This is a genomic window from Micropruina sonneratiae, assembly GCF_025972045.1.
In the GTDB taxonomy this organism is placed as follows: Bacteria; Actinomycetota; Actinomycetes; order Propionibacteriales; family Propionibacteriaceae; genus Micropruina; species Micropruina sonneratiae.
This window is the reverse complement of record NZ_JAPDHX010000005.1, coordinates 32,117-58,999: the sequence shown is the minus strand read 5'-3', so window position 1 is coordinate 58,999 and position 26,883 is coordinate 32,117. Positions and strand designations below refer to the sequence as shown.

Sequence of the window (26,883 nt, the reverse complement as noted above, 5' to 3'; positions counted from 1 at the left end):
CACAATGTCGCAGGACCTGATCACTGCTGATCTGGTTGTGCTCGACGCCGACCTTGGCCCGACCAAGAACGACGTCATCCACAATCTGGCCGAACTGGTCGCCAAGGCCGGCCGCGCCGAGGCCGCCGGCCTCGAGGCCGACGCGCTGGCCCGTGAGGAGAAGGCCCCCACCGGCCTCGGTGGCGGCATCGCGATTCCGCACTGCCGCTCCGCCGCGGTCACCACCAACTCACTCGTCTTCGCCCGGTTGAAGCCGTCCGTCGATTTCGGCGCCTTCGACGGGCCGGCCGACATCGCCTTTCTGATCGCCGCGTCCGACGGCTCCGACGACGCGCACCTGGCCCTGCTGGCCGAGCTCGCCCGCAACCTGATGCGCAGCGAGTTCACCGACGGGCTGCGCAACGCCAGCACGCCGGAGGAGATCGTCACGCTGGTCAACAACGCCATCCACGCCGAGGAACAGGCCGACGCCGCCGTCGCGGCCGCCACTCCCGCGGCCGCCGAGGGCGCGAAGGTCATGGTCGCGGTGACCGCCTGCCCGACCGGCATCGCCCACACCTTCATGGCAGCGGACGGTCTCGAGCAGGCGGCCCGCGCCGCCGGCGTCGAACTGCACGTCGAGCCACAGGGCTCCGGCAAGGTCACCCCGCTCGATCCGGCGGTCATCGCCAGCGCCTCCGCTGCGATCTTCGCCACCGACGTCGGCGTCCGCGATAAGGAACGGTTCGCCGGCCTGCCGGTGATCGAGTCCGGCGTGAAGCGGGCCATCAACGAGCCCGCCGCCATGATCTCCGAGGCGATCGCCGCCTCGACCGATCCCAACGCCCGCAAGGTGAGCGGCGACAAGGCCGCGGCCGGCGCGAGCCAGGGCGGCAGCCAGCTCAGCGTCGGCAAGCGCGTCCAGCAGGCGCTGATGACCGGTGTCTCCTACATGATCCCGTTCGTCGCCGCCGGCGGCCTGTTGATCGCCCTGGGCTTCCTGTTCGGCGGCTTCGACATCGCCCTCAAGGCGGGCGCGACGGGTGCTCGCACCTGCGCCGACCTCGCCTCGTGGGTGGACGCCGAAACGTGCGCCAGCGGTGACTCCATCGCCGCCCTGGCCATCAACGCGGGCTGGGCCTCCGGCTTCGGCAACTACTTCGGCGCGCTGCTGTTCACCATCGGTGGTGCGGCCTTCGGCTTCCTGCTGCCGGCCCTGTCCGGCTACATCTCCTACGCCCTGGCCGGACGCCCCGGCATCGCTCCCGGCTTCGTCGGCGGCGTGGTGGCCGGTTCCGTCGGCGCCGGCTTCCTGGGCGCTCTGGTGACCGGCCTGCTGGCCGGCGTGCTGGCGGCCTGGATCGCCGATCGCAAGGCACCCCGCTGGTTGCAGGGCCTGATGCCGGTGGTGATCATCCCGCTGGTGGTGACCACCGTCGTCGGCCTGGTGATGTACCTGCTGCTGGGCAAGCCGCTCGCGGCACTGACCACCGCCCTGCAGGACGGTCTGTCGGGCATGTCCGGCGGTTCGGCGATCCTGCTCGGGGTCATCCTCGGCCTGATGATGTGCTTCGACCTGGGTGGTCCGGTCAACAAGGCCGCCTACCTGTTCGCCACCGCCGGTCTGTCGGCCCAGTCGCAGGCGTCCTTCCAGATCATGGCCGCCGTGATGGCCGCGGGCATGGTTCCGCCGCTGGCGCTGGCCATGGCCACCACGCTGCGCAAGAAGCTGTTCACCGAGGTCGAGCTGGAAAACGGGCGGGCCGCCTGGCTGCTGGGTGCGTCCTTCATCTCCGAGGGCGCCATCCCGTTCGCCGCGGCCGACCCGCTGCGGGTGATCCCCTCGATGATGGCGGGTGGTGCCGTCACCGGCGCGCTGTCGATGGCGCTCGGGGTCGGCTCGCGGGCCCCGCACGGCGGCATCTTCGTCTTCTTCGCCATCAACCCGATCTGGGGCTTCCTGATCGCACTGGCGGCGGGCACCATCGTGTCGACCCTGGCGGTGATCGCGATGAAGCAGTTCTGGCCGGCCAAGCAGGTCGCGGCAGTGGCTTGATCCCACCGGTTCACCGAGCCCGCCGGCCCACGCCGGCGGGCTCGGTCGCGTCCGCCCACGGTGAACGTCGCCGGCGGCAAAACAACGGCAGCACCGACGATCATTTGGTGTTGTCAGAGCCGCATTGGTGAATCTGGAACGCGCGCTTCCGGCGGCCTCGGGCATACCGGCGACGCCTTTGTCAACCCCCTAAAGTGGCTCTGGCTAGGACGAACGTTTCGATTAGGGGACCTTTCCGTGCTACTATGGGTGACTGGGAAAGGGGTCTGCTAGATGACTTTTGAAGTCGGTGAGACGGTGGTCTACCCCAATCATGGGGCGGCCGTCATCGAAGACATTGAAACCCGGACGATCAAAGGCGAGGACAAGCTCTATCTTGTGCTGCGCATTGTCGGCCAGAACGATCTGGTGGTACGGGTCCCGGCACAGAACCTCGACGAGATCGGAGTCCGCAACGTCGTGGACGCCGACGGTCTCGAGCGGGTGTTCAACGTGCTCCGGGCGCCGCACACCGAAGAGCCGACCAACTGGTCGCGCCGCTACAAGGCGAACCTCGAGAAGCTGCACTCCGGCAACGTGCTGAAGGTGGCCGAGGTGGTTCGCGACCTGTGGCGTCGTGAGCGTGAGCGTGGCCTGTCGGCCGGCGAGAAGCGGATGCTCGCCAAGGCCCGGCAGATCCTGGTCTCCGAGCTCGCTCTGGCCGAGAAGGTCGAAGAGGATCGTGCCGAGGTGCTGCTGGACGAGGTACTGGCCTCCTGACAACCATTCACTGAACCGGCCGTCGCTCCTGCGGCGGCCGGTTTCGTTTGCGCCTGGGTGGTGCAAGAACTTTCAAGTTTGGAAAAGACTTGCAGAATCACTGATTGGTTCTCTACTGTTCCGGCCATGGCAGCAGAGCAGCTGGACGAGATCGACGCGTACCGCACCATGTGGCGGATCCGTCTCTTCGAGGAGGCGGTCGAGGACCTGTACGGCCGGGGCATGATGCACGGCACGATGCACCTCTCGATCGGGCAGGAGGCGGTCCCCACCGGCGCCTGCGCCGCCCTGAAGGAGGGCGACCAGATCACCTCGACCCACCGCGGGCACGGGCACTGCATCGCCAAGGGCGCCGACCTGGGCCGCTCGATGGCCGAACTGTTGGCCCGCGACAACGGCTACTGCCGCGGACGGGGCGGCTCGATGCACATCGCGGACGTCGCCACCGGCAACCTGGGTGCCAACGGCATCGTCGCCGGCGGCCCGCCGATCGCGGCCGGTGCGGCGCTCAGCAACCAGCTGCGGGGCACCGACCAGGTCTGCCTGTGCTTCCACGGTGACGGCGCAGTCGGCGAGGGCGCCTGGCACGAGGCGCTGACCCTGGCGTCCATGTGGCAGCTACCCGTCGTGTTCATCTGCGAGAACAACAAGTACGGCATGTCCATGTCGAGCGAGAAGGCCTTCAAGGTCGAGCACCTGAGCGAGAAGGCCGCGGCCTACGGCATTCCCGGCCTCACCGTCGACGGCAACGACGTCGAGGCGGTCTTCGAGTCGGTCAACACCGCCGTCGAGCGGGCCCGTGCCGGCGGGGGACCGACCTTCATCGAGGCACTCACTTACCGCTGGCGGGGTCATTCCAAGTCCGACAAGAACTTGTACCGCACCCGCGAGGAGATCGCGCAATGGCGGGCCCACGACCCGATCGCCGCCTACGCCGCGGTACTGCTCGAGCGGGACACCGCCACCCAGGAGGAGCTGAACGCCGTGGCCGACGAGGTCCGCACCGAGATCCGGGACGCCGTCCGCTTCGGCACCCAGGGCGACGAGCCCACCGTCGAGGCGATGCTGGCCGGCGTCTACGCGCCGTCCCCGGTGGACGCCCGTGAACTGGGGGCCCGGGCGTGAGCGACCTGCGCACCATGACCTACGCCGAGGCCGTCCGCGAGGCGATGGCCACCGCGATGACCAACGACGATCGGGTCTTCCTGATGGGTGAGGACGTCGGCGTGTACGGCGGCGCCTTCGGTGTCACCAACGACCTGTACGAGCGGTTCGGCACCGACCGCGTCCGCGACACCACGATCTCGGAGTTGGGCATCGTCGGCATGGGCGTCGGCGCCGCCCTGACCGGGATGAGGCCGATCGTCGAGATCCAGTTCTCCGACTTCCTCTGCCAGGCGATGGACCAGGTGGTCAACCAGGCCGCCAAGCTGCACTTCATGGTCGGGGGGCAGGCCGACGTCCCCCTGGTGATCAGGACGCCGGGCGGCTCCGGAACCGGAGCGGCGGCCCAGCACAGCCAGTCGCTCGAGGCCTGGTTCGCGCACATTCCGGGCCTGAAGGTCGTGATGCCCTCCAACGCCACCGATGCCGGGTCGCTGCTGCTCGCCGCGCTGGAGGATCCGAACCCGGTGCTGGTGCTGGAGCACAAGCTGCTCTACAAGCAGTCGTTCGAGGTGCCCGCCGAGTTCCCCCGGGCCCACCTCGGCGAGGGCCGGATCGAACGCGAGGGGACCGATCTCACGATCGTCGCCACCTCGATCGAGGTGCAGCGCTCGGTGCAGGCCGCCGAGCAGTTGGCCCAGTCGGGCATCTCGGCCGAGGTGATCGACCCGCGCACCATCAAGCCGCTCGACCTGCCGCTGATCCTCGACTCGGTGTCGCGCACCGGCCGGGTGCTGCTGGTGCAGGAGTCGGCGAAGTTCGGCGGGTTCATGGCCGAGGTGTCGGCGTCCATCGCCGAGTCGCCCGCCTTCGGCGACCTGCAGGCGCCGATCAAGCGGCTGTGCGGCCTGGACACCCCCATTCCGTACAGCCCCAAGCTCGAACGGGCCAGCGTGCCGCAGGTCGAGGACATCGTCGCCGCGGCGTCCGCCCTGGTCGGGGAGTGGTGACCCGTGCCCCGCGTCCCGTTGAACATGCCGAAGATGTCGATGACGATGGAGTTCGGCACCGTCGAGGAGTGGCTGGTCGACGTCGGCGGAGCCGTCACCGACGGTGATGCCGTGGTGGTGGTGACCACCGACAAGGTCGACATGGAAGTCGAGTCCACCTGCGACGGCACGCTGGTGGAGATCCTCGCCCAGCCGGGCGCCGAGGTGCCGGTCGGCGAGCCGATCGCCTGGATCGAGACCGAGAAGGACGACCTGCTCGGCGACCTCTTCGCTGCCCCCACCGCAAGGGCCGGCGAGGCCGACTCGGCGGTGCCGTCGGACGCCGTTGCCGACGACGCGATCGCGGCGCCGGAGGGCGAGGACGAGCCGGCCGGTGACGAGGCCGACCGTGGCCGCACCCGCGCCGTCCCGCTCGCCCGCAAGCTGGCCGCCCAGGCCGGGCTGCAACTCTCCGGCGTCGAGCCCGCCGGGCCGAACCGAACCATCCGGGCCAGGGACGTCCGGGCCGCGATCGAGGCCCGCGACCGGCAGCCGGCCCAGCCGGCCAGCCCGCCCTCCGCGCCGTCGCCGGACAGCAAGCCGCCGACGCCGGTGGCCCGGGTCGCGGCCGCCCCGACCGGCGAGGGGGCGACCGGCCGGGCCGGTGGGGACCTGCTCGGCGACGCCAAGTCGCGCCGGCTGCGGGTCGCCACCGCCAAGGTGCTGGAGTCGACCGCGCTGATCCCGCAGTTCACCGTGTGGCGCTCACTCGACCTGAGCCGTCTGGCGGTGGCCCGCAAGGCCTCCCTGGCAGGCGTCAGCTGGAACACCATCCTGCTGCGCGGCTACGCCCTGATGCTGCGCGAGTACCCCTCGCTCAACGGCAGCTGGGCCGGCGACGGCGTCCGCGCCAATCCGCACGTCGGGGTGGCGCTGGCGATCGACACCCCCACCGGGCTGCTGGCGCCGGTGCTGCGTGACCCCCAGGACCTGGGGATCCAGGCGCTCAACGCCGCGATCAAGGAACTCGCTGCCGCCGTCAAGGCTGGCAGGGCCGATCCGAGCACGATGGGCGGCGGGACCGGAACGGTGTCCAATCTCGGCTCGTTCGGGGTGCAGCGGTTCAACGCGCTGCTTACCCCGCCGCAAGCGACGGCGTTGTCGCTGGGCACCGTCGAGGTGCAACCCGCTTTCGACGCCGACGGGTCCATCAGGGCCAAGACGGTGTGTGAGGCGGGCCTGACCGTCGACCACCGGGTGGCCGACGGGGCGGACGCCGCCCGGGCGTTCGCCACCATGCAGGAGATTCTGAACGACCCCTTCTTGCTGCTCGGCTGAGGCCGGGGCGGGAAGGGGACGGCCCGGAGAACGGACTCCGGGCCGCAAATCAATCAACGAAACACGTGAAAGGAGGGGGATCACATGGACGTCATCACCTGGTTCGCCGAACGCTTCATCGGCCTGTTCAAGGCGGCTGCGGAGAGCTTCACCGGCCTGGTCACCGGCATTCTGCCGCTGCTCATCGTGCTGCTGACCGCAATGTATGCGATCACCACATGGATCGGCGAGGAGCGGGTCACCCGCGCCGTGCAGTGGGCCGGCAAGTACCAGATCACCCGGTACACGATCATGCCGATCATCGCCGTGATCATGCTAACCAACCCGATGTGCTACTCGTTCGGCAGGTTCCTGCCCGAGAAGCAGAAGCCCGCGTTCTACGACTCGGCGGTCTCATTCGTGCACCCCGTGACCGCGTTCTTCCCGCACGCCAACGCGGGTGAGATCTTCGTCTGGACCGGCGTCTCTGCCGGTGTGCTGGCGATCAACCCGGGCGCCTACGCCCGGCTGGCGGCGCTGTACTTCATCGTCGGCATCGTGGTCATCCTGATCCGCGGCGTGGTCACCGAGTTCATCACCAAGCTGCTGATCAAGCGCGGCGGTCACCAGGAGCGCTTCGACGAGTTCGACGCGGCCTACGCCGCCGGCCAGATCCAGGGGGCCAAGTCATGACCTATCAGTCCGTTTCGATCCGCAAGGGACGCGGCGGCTGGGGCGAAGGCCTGACCCTCACCCCGACCGACGAGAAGAACATCGTGCTGTCGGTGACCAGCGGTGGCATCCACCCGGTAGCCGCCAAGATCGCCGAACTGTCCGGCGCCGAGGCCGTGGACGGCTTCACCAACCACATCGCCGACGACAAGGTGATGTGCGCGGTGATCAACTGCGGCGGCACCGCCCGGATCGGTGTCTACCCGCGCAAGCGGATCCCCACCGTGGACGTCTACCCGGGCGAGCCCGGTGGCCCGCTGGCGCAGTTCATCACCGAGGACATCTTCGTCTCGGCGGTGACGCCGAACGAGGTGTCGGTGGCGGGCGAGGTCGTGACCCAGGCCCAGCCGCTGTCGTCGCAGGTGGACGCCGCGGACGCCGACCGCGCCAAGTACGAGGCGCAGAAGGCCCAGGCCAAGGAGGCGGCCAAGGACGCCGGCGGCTTCACCAAGCTCGTGGTGAGCTTCGGCGAGGCGATCGGCTACTTCATCAACACCCTGCTCAGCTCCGGCCGACAGGCGATGAAGCTGGTACTGAACACGATCATCCCGTTCATGGCCTACGTGTCGCTGCTGATCGGCATCGTCACCTACACCAAGATCAGCGAGTGGATCGCCAACGGCGTCACGCCACTGGTCAGCAACCCGTTCGGGCTGATCCTGCTCGGTGTGATCACCGCCATCCCAGTGCTGTCGCCCATCCTGGGCCCGGGCGCCGCGATCGCGCAGGTGGTCGGCGTCCTGATGGGCCAGCAGATCGGTGCCGGCGCCCTGCCGGTGCAGTACGCGCTGCCGACCCTGTTCGCCATCAACGGCCAGGTGGGCTGTGACTTCGTCCCGGTCGGCCTGTCGCTGGGCGAGGCCGAGCCCGAGACGGTCTCGGTCGGCGTCCCGGCGGTGCTGTTCAGCCGCCTGATCACCTCCCCGATCGCGGTCCTCCTCGCCTACCTGGCGTCGTTCGCGATCTGACCCAGCGGCTGGGGGTGGCCCCGCACCACCGGGACCACCCCCCGCCAACCCGGCTACCGCTCGCCCGATCATTTGCCGCTCGCTCACCTCGCGAGCGCGAAATAGTTGGGCGAGGGGTGGCGGGCACGACCCCCAAACAAAGGACTACCCATGGCAAGCGAACTGTGGACGGCGACCATCGACCGGGTCGGCGAGTTCACCACCGAACTCTTCGACGGCGGCTGCTACATCCTGTTCGGCGACCCGGTGCCGGACGCGCTGGCCGAGGTCAGCATCGTGCACGGGACAAGGCAGGCGCCCGCCCGGCAGATCAGGGTCGGCGACCTGCTGCTGATGGGCGACATCGAACTGCGGCTGGACGAGGTCGGCGAGCGGGCCAACCTCAACCTGACCGACCTCGGGCACGCCGTGATCTACGTCAACAGCCCCGACCAGCCGCTGCTGCCGGGCGCGATCAAGGCGACCGGCTCCGGCTTCCCGCACCCCACCGCGGGGTCGGCGATCACCTTCAAGGGGGAGTGAACGATGGGCTGGGAGTTCGCAGCCATCCTGGGTGGCGCCCTGGTCGTCTCGCTGATGCTCGGCCTGTGGCAGCAGGGCCGCTACGCCCGCTCGGTCAATGCGATGGTGCGCACGCACCACGGCCAGGGGCGGCTGCTCGTCACCGGGCGCGGGCTGGGCAAGCTGAAGGGCACCATCGTCATGCTCGTCATCGAGGACGCCGCCGACGAGGTGGTGGCCGCCAGCAAGCTGCGCGGATCGACCATTTTCGCCACCGCCAAGGATGCCCCCGAGCTGACCGGACCGGTCGCGACCCTGAAACAGCGGGCCGGCGACAAGCAGACCGGCAAGGCGATCGACATGGCGCTGAGCCAGTTGAAGGCCACCCGTGCACGGGTCGGCGAGAAGAGGATCAACGCCCCACGCAAGGTCGCGTCCGGCGCCACGAGGAAGGTGCAAGCATGAGTTACAGCCAGCGGTTGCTCGAGCGCGAGCAGGCCACCGGACGGCCCGTCCGGGTGGGCGTCGTCGGCGCCGGGCAGATGGGTTCCGGCCTGGTCGCCCAGATCAACCGGGTGCCGGGCCTGGCCATGTCGGCCGTCGCCGACATCGACGTCAGCCGGGCCGAGCGGGCACTGGCCGGTGCCGGTTGTGAGACCGTCACCAGCACCGACGACGCGACGGACGCCGCGGCGGCCATCGAGGCCGGTGAGTCGGTGGCGCTCAGCGACGGGATGCTGCTCACCCGGCTGCCGATCGACGTCATCGTCGAGGTATCCGGCGTCCCGGACGTCGCGGCCGAGATCGCCTACGCCGGGCTGCTGGCCGGCAAGCACACCCTGCTGATGACCGTCGAGGCCGACATCACCGTCGGGCTGCTGCTGGCCGGCATGGGCAACAAGCCAGGCGGCCCGATCTACGCGGTCTGCCGCGGCGACGAGCCGCCGGAGTGCCTCAAGCTGGTCGAGTACGCCCACGACATCGGGCTCGAGGTGGTCGTGGCCGGCAAGGGCAAGAACAACCCGATGCGGCCCACCGACACCCCCACCGACGTCGCCGACGAGGCCAGGGCGAAGGGGATGAACCCCAAGATGCTGTGCTCGTTCACCGACGGCAGCAAGACCCAGCTGGAGATGTGCGCGCTGTCCAACGCCACCGGATATCCGGTGGACGTGCCCGGCATGCACGGCGTCGCGTGCTCGGTCGACGAACTGGCGACGAAACTCGTGCCGACCACGGCAGGGGGCATCATCGAGCGCAACGGGCCGGTCGTCGAATACGTGACGGGCAACGTGGCCCCCGGCGTCTTCGTCATCGCCAAGTCGGTCAACGACGTCGTCACCCACGAACTCGACTACCTCAAGCTCGGCAAGGGTCCGTACTACGCCCTGTACCGGCCCTACCACCTGGCCTCGATCGAGGCGAACCTGTCGATCGGCGAGGCCATCATCGACGGCCGCTCGACCTTCCACCCGATCGGCTGGACGTCGGAGGTCACCGCGGTCGCCAAGTCCGACCTCACCGCAGGCACGAAGCTTGAGGGCATCGGTGGCCACCACGTGCACGGCTTCACCATCGCCGCCTCGGACGCCGCCGCGAAGAGCGCGGTGCCGATCGGCCTGATCGCCGGTTGCACCCTGGTGCGGGACGTCGCCGCCGGCGACACCGTCAGCTACGCCGACATCGAGCTGGACGAGTCACGTCCGATCGTGGCCATGCGCCGGCTGCAGGACGCGATGGTGGCCAACGGTACTCTGGGCCGCGGCTGATCCCGGAGAATCGGAAGGGGCGAGCATGGCCGCCACCCGCTCCCTCGACACCCTGGTCAAGGCGGCCCGTCTGTACTACGAGGACGGGCTGTCCCAGGGCGAGGTGGCACGCGTGCTCGGCCTTTCCGGGGCGACCGTGTCCCGGGTGCTGGCCGCGGCCCGTGACCAGGGCATCGTCGAGGTGCGGATCCACGATCCGCGCTCGCCCGTGCGCCGGGTCGCCGAGCTCGAACAGCGGCTCGTCGACGAGTTCGGGCTGACCGAGGCACGGGTGGGCGCCCCCAACGCCTCCGCGGACGCGCTGCAGTCTGTGGGCCGGTTGGCCGCCGACCTGTTCGGCGAGCGGCTGGGCCAGATGCGCAGGGTGGGGCTGAGCTGGGGCAGCACGCTGGAGGCCTTCGTGGCCGAGGTGCCTGAGCGGGTGGTGCCGCTGCTCAAGGTGCTGCCGCTGGCCGGAGGCAATCCGGGGCTCGACATGGCGGCCGCGGGCGGCACGCTGGTGCAGGCGTTGGCCCGGCGCTGCGGCGTCCAACCGAGCCGGTTCCTGGCGCCCGCCGTGGTCGAGTCGCCGCACACCAAGCAGGCGTTCGTGGCCGAGTCGTCGATCCGGACCGCCCTCGAGCGGGCCGCCGAGGTCGACCACGCCTTCGTCGGGGTCGGGACGCTCGGCGTCCGCTCGTCGGTCACCATTGTCGAGGACATGAAGCTGTCCGAGGCCGAACTGGCCACGTTCCTGGCGCAGAAGCCGGCCGGTGACATCTCCGGGCGATTCTTCGACGACACCGGCGCCGAGGTCGGCCCGCCCACCTCCGACCGGGTGATCGGGCTGTCCCTGGACGACCTGCGCCGGGTCCCGTGCGTGATCGGGCTGGCCGCGGGTCAGGAGAAGGCCCGGGGCTTCCGGGCCGCGCTGCGCACCGGCGTGTTGGACATCGCCGTGCTCGACGTGGCCCTCGCCCAGGCCGTCCTGCAGCGCAACTGAGCGGCGTCTACACTGCCCCTTGTGCCTGAGCCAGTTCCCGCCGTCATCGTCGCCGCCGGACGCGGAGTCCGCTTCGGCGGCCCGGTGCCCAAACCCGTCACGACACTGGCCGGCAAGGCAGTCGTGGCGATGTCGGTGGAGGCCATGGCCGCGGGTGGCTGCAGCCACGCCGTCGTCGTCATCCCTCGCAACGGCGAGCATCACTTCGCGCCGGTGCTGGCGGCCTCGCCGATCCCGGTCACCCTGGTCGAGGGCGACGAGACCCGGCAGGCGTCGGTGCGGCAGGGCCTGAAGGCGCTCCGCGGCGTGGACGGGTTGGACGCCGCCCGCGTCGTGCTGGTGCACGACGCCGTGCGGCCACTGGTACCGGCCACCGTCGTGGCCCGGGTGATCCGCACCATTCGTGAGGGCGCCGTCGCGGTGGCGCCGGCCATCCCCGTCGCCGACTCGATCCGGGAAGAGGCCGACGACGGCCGGCTGAGGATCGTCGACCGGGACCGGTTGCGGGCGGTGCAGACCCCGCAGGGATTCGACCTCGACGTCCTCGAGGCCAGCCACGACTACGCAGCCCAGCAGGGCATCGAATGCACCGACGACATCTCGGTGTGCGAGGCGGCGGGGCATCCGGTGGCGCTGGTGAAGGGTGCCATGACGGCGCTGAAGATCACCTCGGCGACCGATCTCGACCTGGCCCACGCCTTCCTGAAGCTGCGCGCCGGCGTGGGCCGGCACTCCTTCCGCCGGGTGTTGCGGCATCGTCCGTTCGCCTGGTTCGTCAAGCCGGTCGAGTCCACGCCCCCGGTGGTGCGGAGCCCGCTGTGAGAGTGCCGAGGGTCGGCCTCGGCAGTGACGTCCATGCGCTGGCCGACGGCGTGCCGCTGTGGGTGGCCGGGCTGCACTTCCCCGACGAGCCACGCGGGCTGGCCGGGCATTCCGACGGTGACGTGGCCTGTCACGCGATCTGCGACGCGCTGTTGTCGGCCGCCGGTCTGGGCGACCTGGGGGGCACGATCGGCGTCGACCGGCCGGAATGGGCCGGGGCGTCCGGCGTGCGGCTGCTCGTTGAGATCGCCGGATCGGTCCGTTCGGCCGGGTTCGAGATCGGCAACGTCTCGGTGCAGGTCATCGGCAATCGCCCCAGGCTGCTGCCGCGGCGGGCCGAGGCCGAGCGGCTGCTCACCGAGGCGTTGGGGGCGCCGGTGGCGGTGTCCGGCACCAGCACCGACGGTCTCGGGTTGACCGGACGCGGTGAGGGGGTCGCCGCGATCGCCACCGCCCTGGTGTTCCCGGCGTGACCGACCCGGTCGCCCTGTGCGCCCACGGCGAAGCCGCCTGGCAGGGGCTCGCCCATCGCAGTCTGGGCGCCCGGTGGAGCGACGACGGTGTGCTCGCCCACACGGTGGGGCCGGTGCCGCACCGCTACCTGCTGGGCGCTGTGACGCTCACCCCCGACGCCGTACCGGGCCCCGACGTCACCGGCATCGTCTGCGACAGCTACGCCCGGCTGCGGCTGCCCGGGCGCGAACCGGAACCGGCGGGGCATTGGATGATCCGGCCGGCGGGGCCGCCGCCGGCGGTGCCGGACGTGCCCGGACTGGTGATCCGGCCCGCGGTCGACGACGGCGACGTGGCCTGGTTCGAGTACCTGGCCTTCCTGGCCGCCGGCGGCGAGGTGCCGGCCCGCTCGGGCGAGCTGCATCCGGCCGGCAGCCGGCGGATGCCGGGGCTGCGGCTGCTGATCGCCGAACTCGACGGCCTCGGTGCGGGCACGGCCCTGTCGGTGTCGACCCCGCTGGTGAACAACGTCGGAGCTGTCAGCGTGATGCCCGCCCTACGCGGTCGAGGTATCGGCGCGGCACTCACCGCGGCGGCCGTTGCGGTGAACGTGCGGACGCCGGCCACCCTGGCCGCCACGGCGTCCGGTCGGGGTGTGTACCGTCGCCTCGGGTTCGGCGACGTGGGCGACCCGCTGCACCACCACCCGTCCGGCTGAGGCGCGTCCGGCAAGGGCTCAGCGCACCTGGCCGTCGGGCACCGTGAACGTGTTGCAGGTGCTCACCTGCGCACCGCCGGTGAGGCCGGTGCTGAACCAGCGCTGCCGGGTCTGGCCCAGGCCGTGGCCCGAGTCGATGTTCGGTTTGCCGGACAGCTCATCGTCGCCGAGGGCGCCGGCCACCTGGGTCAGCACGGTGAGGTCGTTGCCGCTCAGGCCCGACGAAGGGGCGACGGACTGCACCCACATGCCGGCCAGGCAGTCGGCCTGCAACTCGATCCGGCGCGACCACACGTTGGCCTTCGACTCGGTGCTCTCGCGCTGCTCGAGGGCGTTGCTGGAGATCAGGATTCCGGTGCGGGCCTGGATGGCGTGCCCGAACTCGTGACCGAGGATCATCTCCATCAGGAACCGGCTGTCCTGCAGGTTCTGCGGGAAGATCTTCGGCAGCGGCTTTGCGTAGTAGATCCGCTGGTCGGCTCCGCAGTAGGTGGCGTTGACGCTGTCCAGCTTGCCGCATGCCGTCTGGATGGGCTGGTTGTAGACGGTGGCCGGGGGGCGCGGCATCTCGAAGCCGGCGGCCTCCAGCGGCCCCTGCCACACCTTGACCAGGCAGGCCGTCAGCAACTGCAGGTGCGCGTTCAGTTCGTCCTCACTGGCGTTCAGCGCATCGATCGGCTGCAGGTCGCTGCAGTTGGTCGGAATGGTGATCGACTGGTTGTACACGCTGTTGTTCTTGACCCAGTCCGTGGCCTCCGTGTACGTCTTCGGGGCGGGCAGGTCGGACGGGTCGGTGTCGACCGGCGGCGGCGTCCAGTTGTCGGGGGTCGGGTTCGCCCCGGGGGAGCGGCCGCTGCTCAGGTTCGCGACGATCACGCCGACCAGCAGCAGGCCGCACACGGCGACCAGCATGACCAGGATGCGGCCCAGCGGGCTGCGGCCGCCGCGCTGCGGCGCCGGGGCCGGCGTGAAGCCGCCCGGCTGCTGGTAGCCGTACTGACCGCCCGCCTGATAGCCGGCGGGTTGCTGCTGCGGCTGGGGCCAGGCCTGCTGGCCGAACCCCTGCTGCGGGCGGTTCCACCCCTGCTGGACCTGCTGCGCGGGCCAGCCCTGCTGCTGCCCCCACTGACCGGGGTACGGCGGCTGGCGCGGAGGATACGGCTGCGTCACGCGAACACAATAACGGTCGCGGTGTCGGCAGCCACCCCTCCGGCAAGGAAATTCGCCCCCGGACCCGGCCGCTGGCGGCCCAGTATGCGGTAGTTTCTTCACGCGCCTTGCGCCCCGCCCTGTTGGCCCGACCCGAAGGACCGATCGTGTCGAGACTGTCCACCATCACGGCCCGCCTGCTGGCCGGTCTGCTCGTTGTCACCGCCGTGCTCGGCGGCCCTGCCGCCGTGCGGGCGTTCGCGGCCGAGTGGGTTGCCAGCTACGCGGTGGCCGGCACGGTCAACGCCGACGGCTCGGTGAACATCCAGGCCACCATCACCTTCGACGGCACCCCACCCGAGAGCCTGGTGCAGCGCTTCGCCACCACCAAGCAGGTGATCGGCGACCGCGAGTACGTGTATCAGGTCACCAACGTCACCGCCACCGTCGGCGGTGCCGCCATCGACGCCAAGGTGAGCAACGAGACCGGCTACACCGTGGTCACGCTGCCGACGGCCGGGGTGACGGCCCCGGTGGTGCTGAGCTACACCGTGCTGGGCGCCGCCATCACCGAGCCGACCGGCGAGACCACCGTCAGCTGGCAGGTGTTGCAGGGGCTGAGCCTGCCCGTGCGTGAGTTCACCGCCACCTTCAAGGTGCCGGCCATCATCGAGCTCGTGCAGTGCCAGGCCGGCCCGCCGGTCTCGCCCGGAGCCTGCGTGCTGTGGGGCGGCGGCACCCACGACTACCCCGATCCCACCTTCCAGGACGGTCCGCGCGGCGCCGGCGAGATCGTCGAGACGACGATGCGCTTCCCGGCCGGTGCGGTGACGGCCAACGAGCAGGTCCGCCAGCTCTGGACGCTGGGTCGCGCGTTCTCCACCGAACCGCTGCCGCTGAGCATCGCGCTCGGTCTGCTGGTGCTGGGCGGGCTGGCCTTCTGGGCGCTGCACCGCAAGATCGGCCGGGACGCCGTCGGCGAGTCGGCCGAGCCGACCCTGGTCGCCGACTTCCACCCGGTGGCCGACGGCCAGGCCGAGTTTCGCGTCCGCGACGGCGTCCGGCCCGGGCAGGTCGGCACCCTGGTCGACGAGCGGGTCGACCCGGTCGACGTGACCGCCTCGCTGATCGATCTCGCCGTCCGCGGCCACCTGCTCATCGAGGAGCTGCCCAAGTCCTCGAAGTACGCCGCCGGCGAGTGGACCTTCACCCGCCGCGAGGGCGGCGACCAGTTGCGCCCCTACGAGCAGACCCTGCTGGACGCCGTGGCGCCCGCCGGCGGCGGCGCGGTCGCGTTGTCGGAGCTGCCCGAGGCGGTCGGCAGTGTCATCGGCACCGTGCAGGATCAGCTCTACGACGACGTCGTCGCCCTGGGGTGGTTCGGGCAGCGTCCCGACCAGACCCGCAACACCTGGTTCCGGGGCGGGTTGGCGTTCTTCGTCGTGGCTGTGATCGCAACCATCCTGCTGGCCGCGTTCACCAACTTCGGCCTGGTCGGCCTGGTCCTGATCGCGGTGTCGCTGCTGGTGATCTTCCTCGGCCAGGAGATGCCGGCCCGCTCGGTCAAGGGCGTCGCGCTGCTGAACGGTCTCGGCCTGCTGCGGGCACAGCTGCTGGGCCATCCGACCGACCAGATGCCCAAGGGCCAGGAGCTGCGCGAACTGTCCGAGGTGCTGCCCTACGCCATCGTGCTGGGCGGCTACGAGCGCTGGGTGAAGGCCCTGGTTACTGCCGACGACGACGACGTCGCCGACTCGACCGACCTGGACTGGTACCGCGCGCCGGCCGACTGGCACCTCTCCGACCTGCCGGATTCGCTGGCCCGGCTGATCACCACCATGCAGGGCAGGCTGTTCGCCCGCTGACCGGACCGGACGGAACCGTCCCCGCGGACCAGGTGGTCCGCGGGGACGCTTCTTTACGCTTCGGGTCGATCGAGCCGGCTAGACCTCGAGGCCGGGGTAGAGCGGGTTGGCGTCGAGTAGTTCGGACGCCGCCGCGAGGGTGGCGTCCGCGACCCCGTCGGCGAGGCTGTACTTCGCCTTTCCGGGGGCACCGGAGGCCGTCGCGGCCGCGGTGGTTCCCTGCAGCACGTTCACGATGAGCTCGGCGACCTTGTCGAACTCGTCGGCGCCGAAGCCGCGGGAGGTGAGCGCCGGGGTGCCGATCCGCACGCCGGTGGTGTACCAGGCGCCGTTGGGGTCGTTGGGCACCGAGTTGCGGTTGGTGACGATGCCCGAGTCGAGGAGGGCCGACTCGGCCTGCCGCCCGGTGATCCCGTACGAGCCGGTGTCGATCAGCACCAGGTGGTTGTCGGTGCCGCCGGTGACCAGCGTCGCGCCACGCTTCAGCAGACCCTCGGCGAGCACCTGGGCGTTGTCGGCGACCGCCTGAGCGTAGCCGCGGAACGCGTCGGTGCGGGCCTCGGCGAACGCGACCGCCTTGGCGGCCATGATGTGCGACAGCGGGCCGCCCAGCACCATCGGGCAGCCCCGGTCGACGCTCGGTGCGTACTCGGGGGTGGCCAGCACGAAGCCGCCCCGCGGCCCGCGCAGCGACTTGTGGGTGGTCGAGGCGACCACGTGCGCGTGCGGCACCGGATCTTCTTCGCCGGTGAACACCTTGCCGGCGACCAGGCCGGCGAAGTGCGCCATGTCGACGAACAGCGTCGCGCCCACCTCGTCGGCGATCGCGCGCATCTTCGCGAAGTTCACCCGGCGAGGGTAGGCCGAGTAGCCGGCGACGATGATCAGCGGCTTGAACTCGCGGGCGTCCGCCAGCAGCTTGTCGTAGTCGATCAGCTGGGTCTCGGGGTTGGTGCCGTAGCTGCGCTGGTGGAACATCTTGCCCGAGATGTTGGGCCGGAACCCGTGGGTGAGGTGGCCGCCCACGTCGAGGCTCATGCCCATCACCCGCTGCTCGGCGAACGACCGACGCAGGGTCTCCCAGTCGTCCTCGGCCAACTCGTTGATGTTCTTGGCGCCCAGCCTCTCCAGCGCCGGCGACTCGACCCGGTGGGCCAGGATCGACCAGTACGCGACCAGGTTGGCGTCGATGCCCGAGTGCGGCTGCACGTAGGCGTACTCGGCGCCGAACAGCTCGCGGGCGTGCTCGGCGGCCACCGACTCGACGGTGTCGACGTTCTGGCAGCCGGCGTAGAAGCGGTGGCCGACCGTGCCCTCGGCGTACTTGTCCGACAACCAGGTGCCCATCGTCATCAGCACCGGCAGTGAGGCGTAGTTCTCGCTGGCGATCAGCTTGAGCGACGCCCGCTGGTCGGCCAGTTCGGCGCGGGTCGCGTCGGCGATCCTCGGCTCGACGGTTTCGATGACGGACAGCACGTTGCGGTAGATGTCGGACGCGGTGGCGGCTAGCTCGGACACAGGTTCAGTACTCCCTCGATGGCGACCAGGCAACCTTATCCGTCCGAGGGCGGGCCGGACCGGTGATCCAGTCCGCCTCGAGCCGGGGTCGTCGTCACCGGCTCCGACTGTTCCGACCCGGCTAGGCTGCCGGGTCGTGGACACCGCCGACGCCGTGATCGCGCTCGCGGCCGCCGCCGAGCCGCGGTGCGGTGACTGCCTGGTGGTCGGCGTCGACGGGCCGAGCGGATCGGGCAAGACCACCCTGGCCGACGAACTGGTGCAACGGCTGGGCTGTCCCGTGGTGCACATGGACGACCTGTTCCCCGGCTGGGACGGGCTGGCCGCGGCGTCCGGGTTGTTGTACGAGCACGTGCTGGTGCCGTTGGCCGCCGGTGCCGAGGCCGGCTACCGCCGCTGGGACTGGGAGCGGTCCGCCTGGGGTGGGTCGGTCCGGGTGCCGTGGACGCCGCTGCTGGTCGTCGAGGGTTGCGCCAGCACCGTGCTGCCCGCCGGCGGGCTGGTCGCCGTCCGGGTCTGGGTCGAGGCGGACGCCGAGGTCCGGATGGCGCGCGGCATCGAACGCGACGGCGAGGCGTTCCGGCCGCACTGGCAGCGCTGGGCGGCGCAGGAGGCGGAGCTGTTCGGCGCGGACGGCACCCGGGCGCGGGCCGACCTCGTCGTCCACACCTGACCAGCGGGGGCGGCCGGGGGTCAGAGGGCGGGTCCGGGCACCGGGGGCTGCTTGTCGTTGCCGGTGTGGGCCTTCCACCAGGCCACCGCGATGATGCCCACGATCATCGCGATCGAGACGTACCACAGGTACTGCCCGTAGGTGTTCAGCACCTCGACGGCGGGCTCACCGATCGTCCAGCCCAGGTAGATGTACAGCCCCGAGGTGATGAGCGAGGCGATGAAGCTGACGGTGAGGAACTTGCGCAGGCTGGTGCCGGCCGCCCCCAGTGCCGCGTAGACGACCGCGGCCGGGATCGGGATCGGCAGGTAGGTGAGGAAGATCGCCCAGGTCTCGTACTTCTGAGTGAACGCGATCGCCCGCTGGTTGCGCCGCCGCGCCCGCTCCGAGCGGCCCGACCAGACCTCGATCAGGCCGTGGCCCCACAGCTTGCCGGCCCACCAATAGATCCAGTCGAACTTCATCGCCATCAGGCTGCCCAGCACCAGCACCAGGGGCCACCACGGGTCGCCGACCGAGCCCAGCGCGCCGCTCATCACCAGTCCGGTCCGGTAGCCGAGCGAACCCAGCACGACCGGCGCCAGGCCGAGCATCACCGGGCGGAGCGGCAGCAGGATCAGCCCGTACAGCGACGCGACTCCCATCCAGCTCAGGCAGGCGATGTCGGCGCGGCCCGGCTTCTGCTTCCAGGGCAGCCCGGGTTCCTCCCACCATTCGCGCGCCCGGGCGTCCCCGGTCGGGGCGGGCGTCTGCTGCGGCTCGTCGGCGGGTTGCGTCACGAGCACGGAGCCTACCCGGGCCCTGCGCGGGGAACCGATCGGCAGCATTCGGTCGGGGCCTTCTGTGGACTCCTGTGAATGTGGGGCAATTCTTGGTGGATGCCTTCGTTTCGTGCGACGATATGGCGGGCCGTGGGTTCCCGCGGCCGTGTTTTCCACTACGGATCGTCGGGCACGTACCTGCCCGTGGAAAGGATTAGTTGGCATGGCCACAGTCAGTTTCAAGGACGCGACTCGCGTCTATCCCGGTGCCGATCATCCCGCGGTTGACAAGCTCAACCTCGAGATCGGCGACGGTGAGTTCATGGTCCTGGTCGGCCCCTCGGGTTGTGGCAAGTCCACCTCGCTGCGGATGCTCGCCGGCCTGGAGGAGGTGAACGCGGGCGCGATCTGGATCGGCGACCGCAACGTCACCGACCTGCCGCCCAAGGACCGTGACATCGCGATGGTGTTCCAGAATTACGCGCTGTACCCGCACATGACCGTCGGCGACAACATGGGCTTCGCCCTGAAGATGGCCGGCGTACCGAAGGCCGAGCGTGACACCCGGGTGATGGAGGCCGCGCACCTGCTCGGCCTGGAGAGCTTCCTGGCCCGCAAGCCGAAGGCGCTGTCCGGTGGCCAGCGGCAGCGCGTCGCCATGGGCCGCGCGATCGTCCGCCAGCCGCAGGTGTTCCTGATGGACGAGCCGCTGTCGAACCTGGACGCCAAGCTGCGCGTCTCGACCCGCACCCAGATCGCCGCCCTGCAGACCCGGCTCGGCGTCACCACCGTCTACGTGACCCACGACCAGGTCGAGGCCATGACGATGGGTGACCGCGTCGCGGTCATGAAGGACGGCGTGCTGCAGCAGTGCGACAGCCCGCTCACCCTGTACGACAAGCCGAACAACATCTTCGTCGCGGGCTTCATCGGTTCGCCGGCGATGAACCTGATCAACGGCAAGGTGAACGAGAACGGCGTCGAGGTCGGCGACTGGACCGTTCCGGTGCCCCGTGACGTGCTGGCCAAGGCGTCCGACGAGGACACCCTGACCGTCGGTATCCGCCCCGAGGATCTCGAGCTCGACGATCAGGGCATCGCCGTCGAGGTGGCCGTCGTCGAGGAACTCGGCGCGGACGCGTACACCTACGGCACGCTGGCCGGCCTCAGCGAGGACGAGAAGCTGTCGGCGCCGCAGATCGTGGCCCGGCTGTCCGGGCGGACGCCGCCGCAGCGCGGCACCACCGTCCGGTTCGCCGCCGGTGACAGCCACACCCTGCACGTGTTCAGCAACAAGACCGGCGAGCGGCTCTCCTGAGCGCCGACCGTCCGATCGACCGGTGCCCCGGGCCGCACGGCCCGGGGCACCGGTGCGTTCCGTGCCTGGCGGTCCTCAGCAGCGCGGACGCCGCCGGCCGAGCGCGGCGGTGAGCACCCGGCGCAGCACCTCCACCTCGGTGCCGCCGAAGGTGGCGGCCCAGTCGTCCTCGATCTCGACGAACAGCCGGCGGACCAGGCGCTGGGCGCGTTCGCCCTTCTCAGTCAGGCACAGCAGCCGCGCCCGGGCGTCCGCCGGGTCGGGGTCGACGCGCAGGAAGCCGTTGTGTTCGAGGTGGGCGATCTGCTGGCTGAGCGCCTGTTTGGACACCCCGCCCTCTGCTGCGATCGCGCTGGCCCGACGGGGGCCGTCGCCCAGGTAGCGGAGCACGTTGCGCGAATGCGCCAGCGACAACGCGGGAAACTCGCTGGTCGCGAGCCGGGCGTCGAAGTCGCGGGCGAAGATGGTCTGCGCCTCGGCGAGCAACGCGGGCAGCGGTATCCGAGGGCCGGTGCCGCACGCCTCCACGCTGTCCATTCCCACAGTGTAGACCAAATAGTCAACGACTTGACAATCCACGGGAGCGCTGTGACGATATATGTCAAGCACTTGACTATTTGGGAGAAATCGTGAACGTACTGGTCCTGATCGGAAGTACTCGGAACGGGTCGTTCAACGCCCGTCTCGCCGCTGCCGCCGTCGAGGCGCTGCCGGCCGACGCGCAGGTGAGCCGTTTCGACGTCACCCGGCTGCCGTTCTACGACGCCGACACCGACGCGGCCGGCGAGCTCGGCCCCGACGTCGCGGAGTTCCGCGCCGCCGTTGCGGCCGCCGACGCCGTGCTGATCGCCACCCCGGCCTACAACGGCAGCATGTCCGGCGCCGTCAAGAACGCCATCGACGTCGCCTCCCGTCCACGCGAGGACGCCCCCATCGCCGGCACCCCGGTCGGCGTGCTGTCCACCAGCCTGAACCCGCGCGCCGCGCAGGGGGTCGTCGACCAGGTGGTGCTGTCGCTCACCATCGCCGGCGCGGCGCCGCTGCAGCACAACGTCGCGGTCGGCATCAACGAGGCCTTCGACAGTGACGCGCCCGTCGACACCGCGGTCCATGAGCGCCTCACCGCCCTGGTCGGCGAGTTGGTGCGGATCGTCGCGAACGAGGCGGGCGACCGGGCGTCCGCGGCCTGAGCGAGCGGTGAGCGCCGCGGGCGGTTCGGCGGGCCCGGCTGGCACAATGGCGCAATGCCACGCATCCTGTCGGCCAAGCCCGACTCCCGGCTGATCCCGCTGCCCTGGGAACTGCCGCTGGCCGAGTGGCCGACCGACCACCTGGTTGCCCTGCCGCGGGGCATCTCGCGGCATGTGGTGCGCTTCATCAAGGTGGGCAGCGACGTGTACGCGGCCAAGGAGGTCATCGAGGCCGCGGCCGTGCACGAATACCGGATGCTGCAAGAACTCGCCCACGAGGACACCCCGGCGGTCGAGCCGCTGGCGGTGATCACCAACCGTCGGGCGGAGTCCGGCCAGCCGCTCGACCCGGTGCTGGTCACGAGACATCTCGACTTCTCGCTGCCCTACCGCTCGCTGTTCTCGCAGGGCGTCCGGCCCGACACCGTCAACCGCCTGGTGGACGCCATGGTGGTGCTGCTCGCCCGGCTGCACCTGATCGGTTTCCTGTGGCTGGACGTCTCGCTGTCCAACATCCTGTTCCGCCGGGACGCCGGTGAGTTCGCCGCTTACCTGGTCGACGCCGAGACCGCCGAACTGCACGACTCGCTGACCGACGGCCAGCGCGAGCACGACCTGATGATCGCGACCACCAACCTGTTCGGCGAGTTCAGCGACCTGCAGGCCGGCCAACTGCTGGACGAGTCGCTCGACCCCCTGGCGCTGGTCGAGACCATCACGACCCGCTACCGCGACCTGTGGGCCGAACTGACCGGCGTGGAGGAGTTCCCGGGCACCGAACTGGACCGCATCGAGAGCCGCGTCCGGCGGCTCAACGCACTGGGCTTCGACGTTGCCGAGCTCGACATCTCCACCTCGTCCGACGGTTCGCGGGTGCGCATCCAGCCCAAGGTGGTGGACGCCGGCCACCACACCCGGCGGCTGCTGCGACTGACCGGACTGGACGTCGAGGAGAACCAGGCCCGGCGGTTGCTCAACGACCTGGACACCTACCGGTTCCGCACCAGCCAGCAGAACGTGGACGAGTCGCTGGTCGCCCACCAGTGGCTGACCCAGTGTTTCGAGCCGGTGACGCTGGCTGTCCCGGCGCACCTGCGCGGCAAGCGGGACTCGGCGCAGATCTTCCACGAGGTGCTCGACTACCGCTGGTACGCCTCGCAACGGGAGAACCGCGAGGTGCCGCTTCTCGAGGCGACCCTGGGTTACGTCCGGGACGTGCTCGAGGGGCTTCCCGACGAGGAGATGGACAGCAGACCGCTGGCCGAGGGCGCTCGCCAACTGGCCAATCCGTTCGACCCGTCGCAGGGCTTCGTCGACGACGAGGGCGCCATGCCCGAGGATCCCTGGGAGATCGAGGCGGCCGACATGCCCGAACCGACCGGGGTGCTCGACATCGCGGCGCTGCGTCGCGGCAAGCGCTGAGCGAACCCGCCCGGGCGGGCGGTCACCAGGGGTGCCGGGGGACCGGACGCCGGGTGAAGCCCGTGGTGCGCTCCCGATAGACTCGGCCGGTGAGTGTGCACCTGTACGACAGCCTTCGGCGAGAGATCGTCGAGTTCGAGCCGATCCGACCCGGCGAGGCCTCGATCTACGTCTGTGGGCCGACCGTGCAGGGTGCTCCCCACCTGGGACACCTGCGCAGCAGGGTCAACTTCGACGTGCTGCGCCGCTGGCTGGAGTACAGCGGCCTGACGGTCACCCTGGTCAGCAACGTCACCGACATCGACGACAAGATCCTGGCCAAGGCGGCCGACGCCGGACACGAATGGTGGGCCCACGCCTACCGCTACGAGCAGGCCTTCGGCGCCGCTTTCCGTTCGCTGGGGGTGCCCGCCACCTACGAACCGCGGGCGACCGGGCACGTGCCGGAGATGATCGAGCTGATCGCCGAGCTCATCGAGCGCGGTCACGCGTACCGCGTCGAGGGCACCGCCGACGTCTACTTCGACGTCGCCTCCTGGCCCGCCTACGGCGAACTCACCGGGCAGCGCGCCGACGAGCTGGAGCCCGCCGAGGGTGACGATCCGCGCGGCAAGCACGATCCGCGCGACTTCGCACTGTGGAAGTCGCACAAGGCGTCCGAGCCCGAGACCGCGTCCTGGCCGAGCCCGTGGGGCCGTGGGCGTCCGGGCTGGCACATCGAGTGCTCGGCGATGGCGGGCAAGTACCTCGGCGACACCTTCGACATTCACGGCGGCGGTCTCGACCTGCGCTTCCCGCACCACGAGAACGAACTGGCCCAGTCGCGGGCGGCCGGACGGGGTTTCGCCCGCTACTGGCTGCACAACGCGTGGGTGACGATGGCCGGCGAGAAGATGTCCAAGTCGCTGGGCAACACCGCCGACGTCGCGGCGGCGGTGGCGACCCACGGCGGACGCGCCGTCCGGCTGTGGCTGGCCGGTCCGCACTACCGCTCGGCGATCGAGCTGAGCGAGGACGCGCTGGCCGAGGCCGCCGCACAGCTGGCACGGATCGACTCGTTCCTGGAGCGGTCGGACGCCTCGGCGTCCGCGCCGGCGGGCGAGGGCACGTGGGTCGCCTACGCCAGTGAGGACGACGTGCTGAGCCCCGAGTTCGTCGCCGCGATGGACAATGACCTCGGCACGCCAACGGCGCTGGCGGTGCTGTTCGGACGCGTCCGGGACGGCAATCGCGCGCTGGAGCGTGGGGACGCCGCCGAGGTGACCAGGATCAGGCTGGAGGTGCGGCTGATGCTGGACGTCTTCGGCCTGGAACCGAGCCGGCCCGAGTGGGCCGGCATCGCCGGCTCCGGCGACGACCTGACCCCGGTGGTGGACGGCCTGGTCGGCGCGCTGCTCGAGCAGCGGGCGCAGGCGCGGGCACGCAAGGACTGGCCGGCCGCCGACGCGATCCGTGACACCCTGAAGCAACTGGGCCTGAAGGTGGAGGACACCCCGAACGGCCCCCGCTGGAGCCTGGAGGCCTGATGCCCGGAAACTCGTCCCGCAAGGGAGCCGTCCGCAAACGCGGCAAGGGCATCGGCAGCGGCAACACCGCCGGCTCGGGGGGCCGCGTCCGCCGCGGCCTGGAGGGCAAGGGTCCCACCCCCAAGGCCGAGGACCGGCCCTACCACAAGGCCTATCGCAAGCGCGGACCCAACGAGGCCAACAAGACCACCACGGGCGGCGGCGGCCGCGCGGGTGGCCGCAAGCCCGCGGCGACCCGCTCGACCGACGACTGGGTAATCGGGCGTAACCCGGTGTTGGAGGCGCTGCAGGCCGGGCTGCCGGTGAGGCGCGCCTACGTCGCCGACGGCGTCGAGCGCGACGACCGGCTGCGCGACATCCTCAAGTACGCCGCCGACCACGGCATCGCGCTGCTGGCGGCGACCCGGATCGAGCTGGACCGGCTGACCAACGGCGGCGTCCACCAGGGGGTGGCGCTGCAACTGCCGCCGTATGAGTACCTGCATCCCGACGACCTGCTGGTCGAGGCGCTCGACCGGCCCGAACCGGCGCTGGTGGTGGCGTGCGACTCGATCACCGACCCGCGCAATCTGGGCGCGATCATCCGCTCGGCGGCCGCGTTCGGCGCGGCCGGGGTGATCATTCCCGAGCGGCGCTCGGCCCAGGTCACCGCCGCCGCCTGGAAGACCTCGGCAGGCGCCGCCGCCCGGCTGCCCGTCGCCCGGGCCACCAACCTCAACCGGGTGCTGAAGCAGTACGGCGAGGCGGGCTTCGTGGTCGCCGGGCTGGCCGGCGAGGCGGAGACCGACGTCGCCGGCATCCCGGGCGTGGACGGCCCGGTGCTGCTCGTCGTCGGTTCGGAGGGCGAAGGGCTGTCGCGGCTGGTCCGGGACAACTGCGACGTGCTCGTCTCCATCCCGATCACCTCCGAGGTCGAGTCGCTGAACGCGTCGGTGGCGGCGAGCATCGCCCTCTATGAAGTCACCCGCTGCCGCGGCTGAGCGGTGACCCTGGCTCAGCCGCAGTAGGAGGTCACCGGGCCGTGCCAGACCAGGGGCTGGGGAGCGCCCGCGCAGATCACGCTGGACGCCGGGGTGCCGGCCGGGGCAGTCGCCTGGTAGCCGTAGACGCGGGCTGAGGCTCCCAGCAGCTGCTCCAGCGCCGACGGGGCGGACCGCTGCGCGATGCGGGCGGTCGCCGGGTCGAGTCCCATCACCGTCACGGCGTCGCGGAACCCCTCGTCCGGGCCCAGTTCGGCGTCGATCAGCTTGTGGCTGATCGCCGTCTTCGGGTCGAAGATGAACGCGCCCAGCTCGTCGGTGATGGTGGCGGCGGGGATGCCGCGGTGCTTCGACACCCACTCGACGAACGACCGGTACTCGTTGCTGATGCCCTGGGTGAACACCGTGCGCTCCCGCTCGGTCATCTCCCGGTACGGGTTGCCGAAGTCCTTGCCGGTGCCCTGGGTCAGGTACTCGACGGTGATGCCGCCCGTGGTGGTGACGCCCGACTCGATCACGCTTCCCGAGGTGGCCACGACGTCGCGGTACCGCTCGAACGGTCCGTAGATGACACCGATGCTGCCGACCAGCGAGCCGTGGTCGGCGATGATCCTGTCCGCACCCGCCATCGCGTACATACCGCCGGAGGCGTACATGCCCTGCACGTAGGCGACGACCTTCCTGCCGGTGCGGCTCTGGTAGCGCTCGACGGCGTCCGCAATCGCCCGGGACCCGTTGATGGTGCCGCCCGGGGTGTTCATCAGCAGCACCACGCCGGCGTAGTCGTCGGCGGTCAGGGCGTCGAGGGTGCGGGCCAGTTCATAGCCGTAGGTGGACGCCGTGAGGGCGAACCCGTCGGACCCGTCGGCCTGGATGGCGCCGCTGATCGGGACCGCCAGCACCGTGTGGGCGCGGTCGGCGGTGTCGCTGCCCCAGACCGTCTGCAGGGCGTTGACCCGTGGCCCGGACGCCTGGCCCGCGGCCGCCGCGGCGGCGCCGAAGACCAGCGCCGAGAGCAGCGAACCGATCACCCCGAGCACCAGCAGGACGCCGCCGGCACCCAGGCCGGCGCCGGCGCCGAGGCCGAAACCGCGTCCGAACGCCCCGGCTTGGCGGGGCGGCGAGACGGGCACGAACGCCGCGGGTGGTGCCGCCACCGGAGGCTGCTGGGCGGGCGGGTGCGCCTGCTGCGCGGTGGGCGCCTGCTGGGCTGCGGGCTGCGCCTCGTCGGGCGGCTGGGTGGTCGCTTCAGGCTTGTCGGGCATGGCCGGCTCCTTGGGGTAGGGATGCTCCCGACCCTAGCCGTCAGCTGTGTCACCCCTGCCGGGCGAC

General features: G+C 70.6%; 26 protein-coding genes. 21 read left to right on the top strand and 5 right to left on the bottom strand.

Going from position 1 to position 26,883, the window contains the following annotated elements; translation table 11 throughout:
- Positions 1 to 4 precede the first annotated feature (4 nt).
- From OIE40_RS13250 to OIE40_RS13185, 14 genes are all read left to right on the top strand, one after another.
- Positions 5 to 2,035 (top strand): PTS fructose transporter subunit IIABC, encoded by a 2,031-nt coding sequence (locus tag OIE40_RS13250; protein WP_264702967.1) that lies wholly within the window; start codon positions 5 to 7, stop codon positions 2,033 to 2,035.
- Positions 2,036 to 2,308: 273 nt separating this feature from the next.
- Positions 2,309 to 2,794: a CarD family transcriptional regulator gene (locus OIE40_RS13245; RefSeq protein ID WP_264702966.1), complete on the top strand. Its 486-nt coding sequence runs from the start codon at positions 2,309 to 2,311 to the stop codon at positions 2,792 to 2,794.
- A gap of 126 nt (positions 2,795 to 2,920) precedes the next feature.
- Positions 2,921 to 3,919 (top strand): thiamine pyrophosphate-dependent dehydrogenase E1 component subunit alpha, encoded by a 999-nt coding sequence (locus OIE40_RS13240; RefSeq protein ID WP_264702965.1) that lies wholly within the window; start codon positions 2,921 to 2,923, stop codon positions 3,917 to 3,919.
- The gene (locus tag OIE40_RS13235) at positions 3,916 to 4,908 is read left to right on the top strand and encodes an alpha-ketoacid dehydrogenase subunit beta (RefSeq protein ID WP_264702964.1); all 993 of its coding nucleotides are present in this window, start codon (positions 3,916 to 3,918) and stop codon (positions 4,906 to 4,908) included. The genes OIE40_RS13240 and OIE40_RS13235 overlap by 4 nt, the downstream gene beginning before the upstream one ends.
- Before the next feature lie 3 nt (positions 4,909 to 4,911).
- On the top strand, positions 4,912 to 6,225 hold the full coding sequence (locus OIE40_RS13230) for a dihydrolipoamide acetyltransferase family protein (RefSeq protein ID WP_264702963.1): 1,314 nt from the start codon (positions 4,912 to 4,914) through the stop codon (positions 6,223 to 6,225).
- A gap of 84 nt (positions 6,226 to 6,309) precedes the next feature.
- Entirely contained in the window at positions 6,310 to 6,897 is a 588-nt protein-coding gene (gene srlA / locus OIE40_RS13225) for a PTS glucitol/sorbitol transporter subunit IIC (RefSeq protein ID WP_264702962.1), read from the top strand.
- Positions 6,894 to 7,904 (top strand): PTS glucitol/sorbitol transporter subunit IIB, encoded by a 1,011-nt coding sequence (gene srlE, locus OIE40_RS13220; RefSeq protein WP_264702961.1) that lies wholly within the window; start codon positions 6,894 to 6,896, stop codon positions 7,902 to 7,904. The genes srlA and srlE overlap by 4 nt, the downstream gene beginning before the upstream one ends.
- Positions 7,905 to 8,054: 150 nt before the next feature.
- Positions 8,055 to 8,426, top strand: a complete 372-nt coding sequence (locus OIE40_RS13215; RefSeq protein ID WP_264702960.1) for a PTS glucitol/sorbitol transporter subunit IIA — start codon at positions 8,055 to 8,057, stop codon at positions 8,424 to 8,426.
- 3 nt (positions 8,427 to 8,429) lie between these two features.
- Positions 8,430 to 8,870, top strand: coding sequence for a transcriptional regulator GutM (locus tag OIE40_RS13210; protein WP_264702959.1), 441 nt, complete (start codon positions 8,430 to 8,432; stop codon positions 8,868 to 8,870).
- Positions 8,867 to 10,174 carry an NAD(P)H-dependent oxidoreductase gene (locus tag OIE40_RS13205; RefSeq protein WP_264702958.1) on the top strand — a complete coding sequence of 436 codons (1,308 nt, stop codon included), beginning with the start codon at positions 8,867 to 8,869 and terminating at the stop codon, positions 10,172 to 10,174. Before OIE40_RS13210 ends, OIE40_RS13205 begins: the two co-directional genes overlap by 4 nt.
- 25 nt (positions 10,175 to 10,199) lie before the next feature.
- Positions 10,200 to 11,156, top strand: coding sequence for a sugar-binding transcriptional regulator (locus OIE40_RS13200; RefSeq protein WP_264702957.1), 957 nt, complete (start codon positions 10,200 to 10,202; stop codon positions 11,154 to 11,156).
- Between the two features lie 21 nt (positions 11,157 to 11,177).
- Complete coding sequence (gene ispD / locus OIE40_RS13195) at positions 11,178 to 11,978, top strand: 2-C-methyl-D-erythritol 4-phosphate cytidylyltransferase (RefSeq protein WP_264702956.1); 801 nt, start codon at positions 11,178 to 11,180, stop codon at positions 11,976 to 11,978.
- Positions 11,975 to 12,451 carry a 2-C-methyl-D-erythritol 2,4-cyclodiphosphate synthase gene (gene ispF / locus OIE40_RS13190; RefSeq protein ID WP_264702955.1) on the top strand — a complete coding sequence of 159 codons (477 nt, stop codon included), beginning with the start codon at positions 11,975 to 11,977 and terminating at the stop codon, positions 12,449 to 12,451. The genes ispD and ispF overlap by 4 nt, the downstream gene beginning before the upstream one ends.
- A complete protein-coding gene (locus OIE40_RS13185; RefSeq protein WP_264702954.1) occupies positions 12,448 to 13,149 on the top strand; it encodes a GNAT family N-acetyltransferase in 702 nt (233 codons plus the stop codon). Before ispF ends, OIE40_RS13185 begins: the two co-directional genes overlap by 4 nt.
- An 18-nt stretch (positions 13,150 to 13,167) precedes the next feature.
- On the opposite strand, the gene OIE40_RS13180 is transcribed toward OIE40_RS13185, so the two are convergent.
- Positions 13,168 to 14,319: a neutral zinc metallopeptidase gene (locus OIE40_RS13180; protein ID WP_264702953.1), complete on the bottom strand. Its 1,152-nt coding sequence runs from the start codon at positions 14,317 to 14,319 to the stop codon at positions 13,168 to 13,170.
- 146 nt (positions 14,320 to 14,465) lie between these two features.
- Here OIE40_RS13180 and OIE40_RS13175 point away from each other — a divergent pair, with 146 nt between their 5' ends.
- Positions 14,466 to 16,163: a DUF2207 domain-containing protein gene (locus OIE40_RS13175; protein ID WP_264702952.1), complete on the top strand. Its 1,698-nt coding sequence runs from the start codon at positions 14,466 to 14,468 to the stop codon at positions 16,161 to 16,163.
- A gap of 78 nt (positions 16,164 to 16,241) precedes the next feature.
- Here the strand turns inward: OIE40_RS13175 and OIE40_RS13170 are convergent, their stop codons facing one another.
- Positions 16,242 to 17,681 carry a glycine hydroxymethyltransferase gene (locus OIE40_RS13170; protein WP_264702951.1) on the bottom strand — a complete coding sequence of 480 codons (1,440 nt, stop codon included), beginning with the start codon at positions 17,679 to 17,681 and terminating at the stop codon, positions 16,242 to 16,244.
- Positions 17,682 to 17,817: 136 nt separating this feature from the next.
- Here OIE40_RS13170 and OIE40_RS13165 point away from each other — a divergent pair, with 136 nt between their 5' ends.
- On the top strand, positions 17,818 to 18,354 hold the full coding sequence (locus OIE40_RS13165; RefSeq protein WP_264702950.1) for an AAA family ATPase: 537 nt from the start codon (positions 17,818 to 17,820) through the stop codon (positions 18,352 to 18,354).
- Positions 18,355 to 18,374: 20 nt separating this feature from the next.
- Here the strand turns inward: OIE40_RS13165 and OIE40_RS13160 are convergent, their stop codons facing one another.
- Complete coding sequence (locus OIE40_RS13160) at positions 18,375 to 19,133, bottom strand: DedA family protein (RefSeq protein ID WP_264702949.1); 759 nt, start codon at positions 19,131 to 19,133, stop codon at positions 18,375 to 18,377.
- Between the two features lie 205 nt (positions 19,134 to 19,338).
- Between OIE40_RS13160 and OIE40_RS13155 the strand changes: the two genes are divergently transcribed.
- Positions 19,339 to 20,433, top strand: coding sequence for an ABC transporter ATP-binding protein (locus OIE40_RS13155; protein ID WP_264702948.1), 1,095 nt, complete (start codon positions 19,339 to 19,341; stop codon positions 20,431 to 20,433).
- Positions 20,434 to 20,508: 75 nt separating this feature from the next.
- Here OIE40_RS13155 and OIE40_RS13150 read toward each other — a convergent pair whose 3' ends face one another.
- On the bottom strand, positions 20,509 to 20,970 hold the full coding sequence (locus tag OIE40_RS13150) for a MarR family winged helix-turn-helix transcriptional regulator (RefSeq protein WP_264702947.1): 462 nt from the start codon (positions 20,968 to 20,970) through the stop codon (positions 20,509 to 20,511).
- 92 nt (positions 20,971 to 21,062) lie between these two features.
- On the opposite strand from OIE40_RS13150, the gene OIE40_RS13145 reads away from it, so the two are divergent.
- From OIE40_RS13145 to rlmB, 4 genes are all read left to right on the top strand, one after another.
- On the top strand, positions 21,063 to 21,623 hold the full coding sequence (locus tag OIE40_RS13145) for an NAD(P)H-dependent oxidoreductase (RefSeq protein WP_264702946.1): 561 nt from the start codon (positions 21,063 to 21,065) through the stop codon (positions 21,621 to 21,623).
- Between the two features lie 54 nt (positions 21,624 to 21,677).
- Positions 21,678 to 23,045 carry a DUF4032 domain-containing protein gene (locus OIE40_RS13140; protein ID WP_264702945.1) on the top strand — a complete coding sequence of 456 codons (1,368 nt, stop codon included), beginning with the start codon at positions 21,678 to 21,680 and terminating at the stop codon, positions 23,043 to 23,045.
- 89 nt (positions 23,046 to 23,134) lie between these two features.
- Positions 23,135 to 24,571, top strand: a complete 1,437-nt coding sequence (gene cysS / locus OIE40_RS13135; protein ID WP_264702944.1) for a cysteine--tRNA ligase — start codon at positions 23,135 to 23,137, stop codon at positions 24,569 to 24,571.
- Positions 24,571 to 25,551, top strand: coding sequence for a 23S rRNA (guanosine(2251)-2'-O)-methyltransferase RlmB (gene rlmB, locus OIE40_RS13130; protein WP_264702943.1), 981 nt, complete (start codon positions 24,571 to 24,573; stop codon positions 25,549 to 25,551). Before cysS ends, rlmB begins: the two co-directional genes overlap by 1 nt.
- Before the next feature lie 14 nt (positions 25,552 to 25,565).
- Here the strand turns inward: rlmB and OIE40_RS13125 are convergent, their stop codons facing one another.
- Positions 25,566 to 26,816, bottom strand: coding sequence for a S49 family peptidase (locus OIE40_RS13125; RefSeq protein ID WP_264702942.1), 1,251 nt, complete (start codon positions 26,814 to 26,816; stop codon positions 25,566 to 25,568).
- Positions 26,817 to 26,883: the final 67 nt, after the last annotated feature.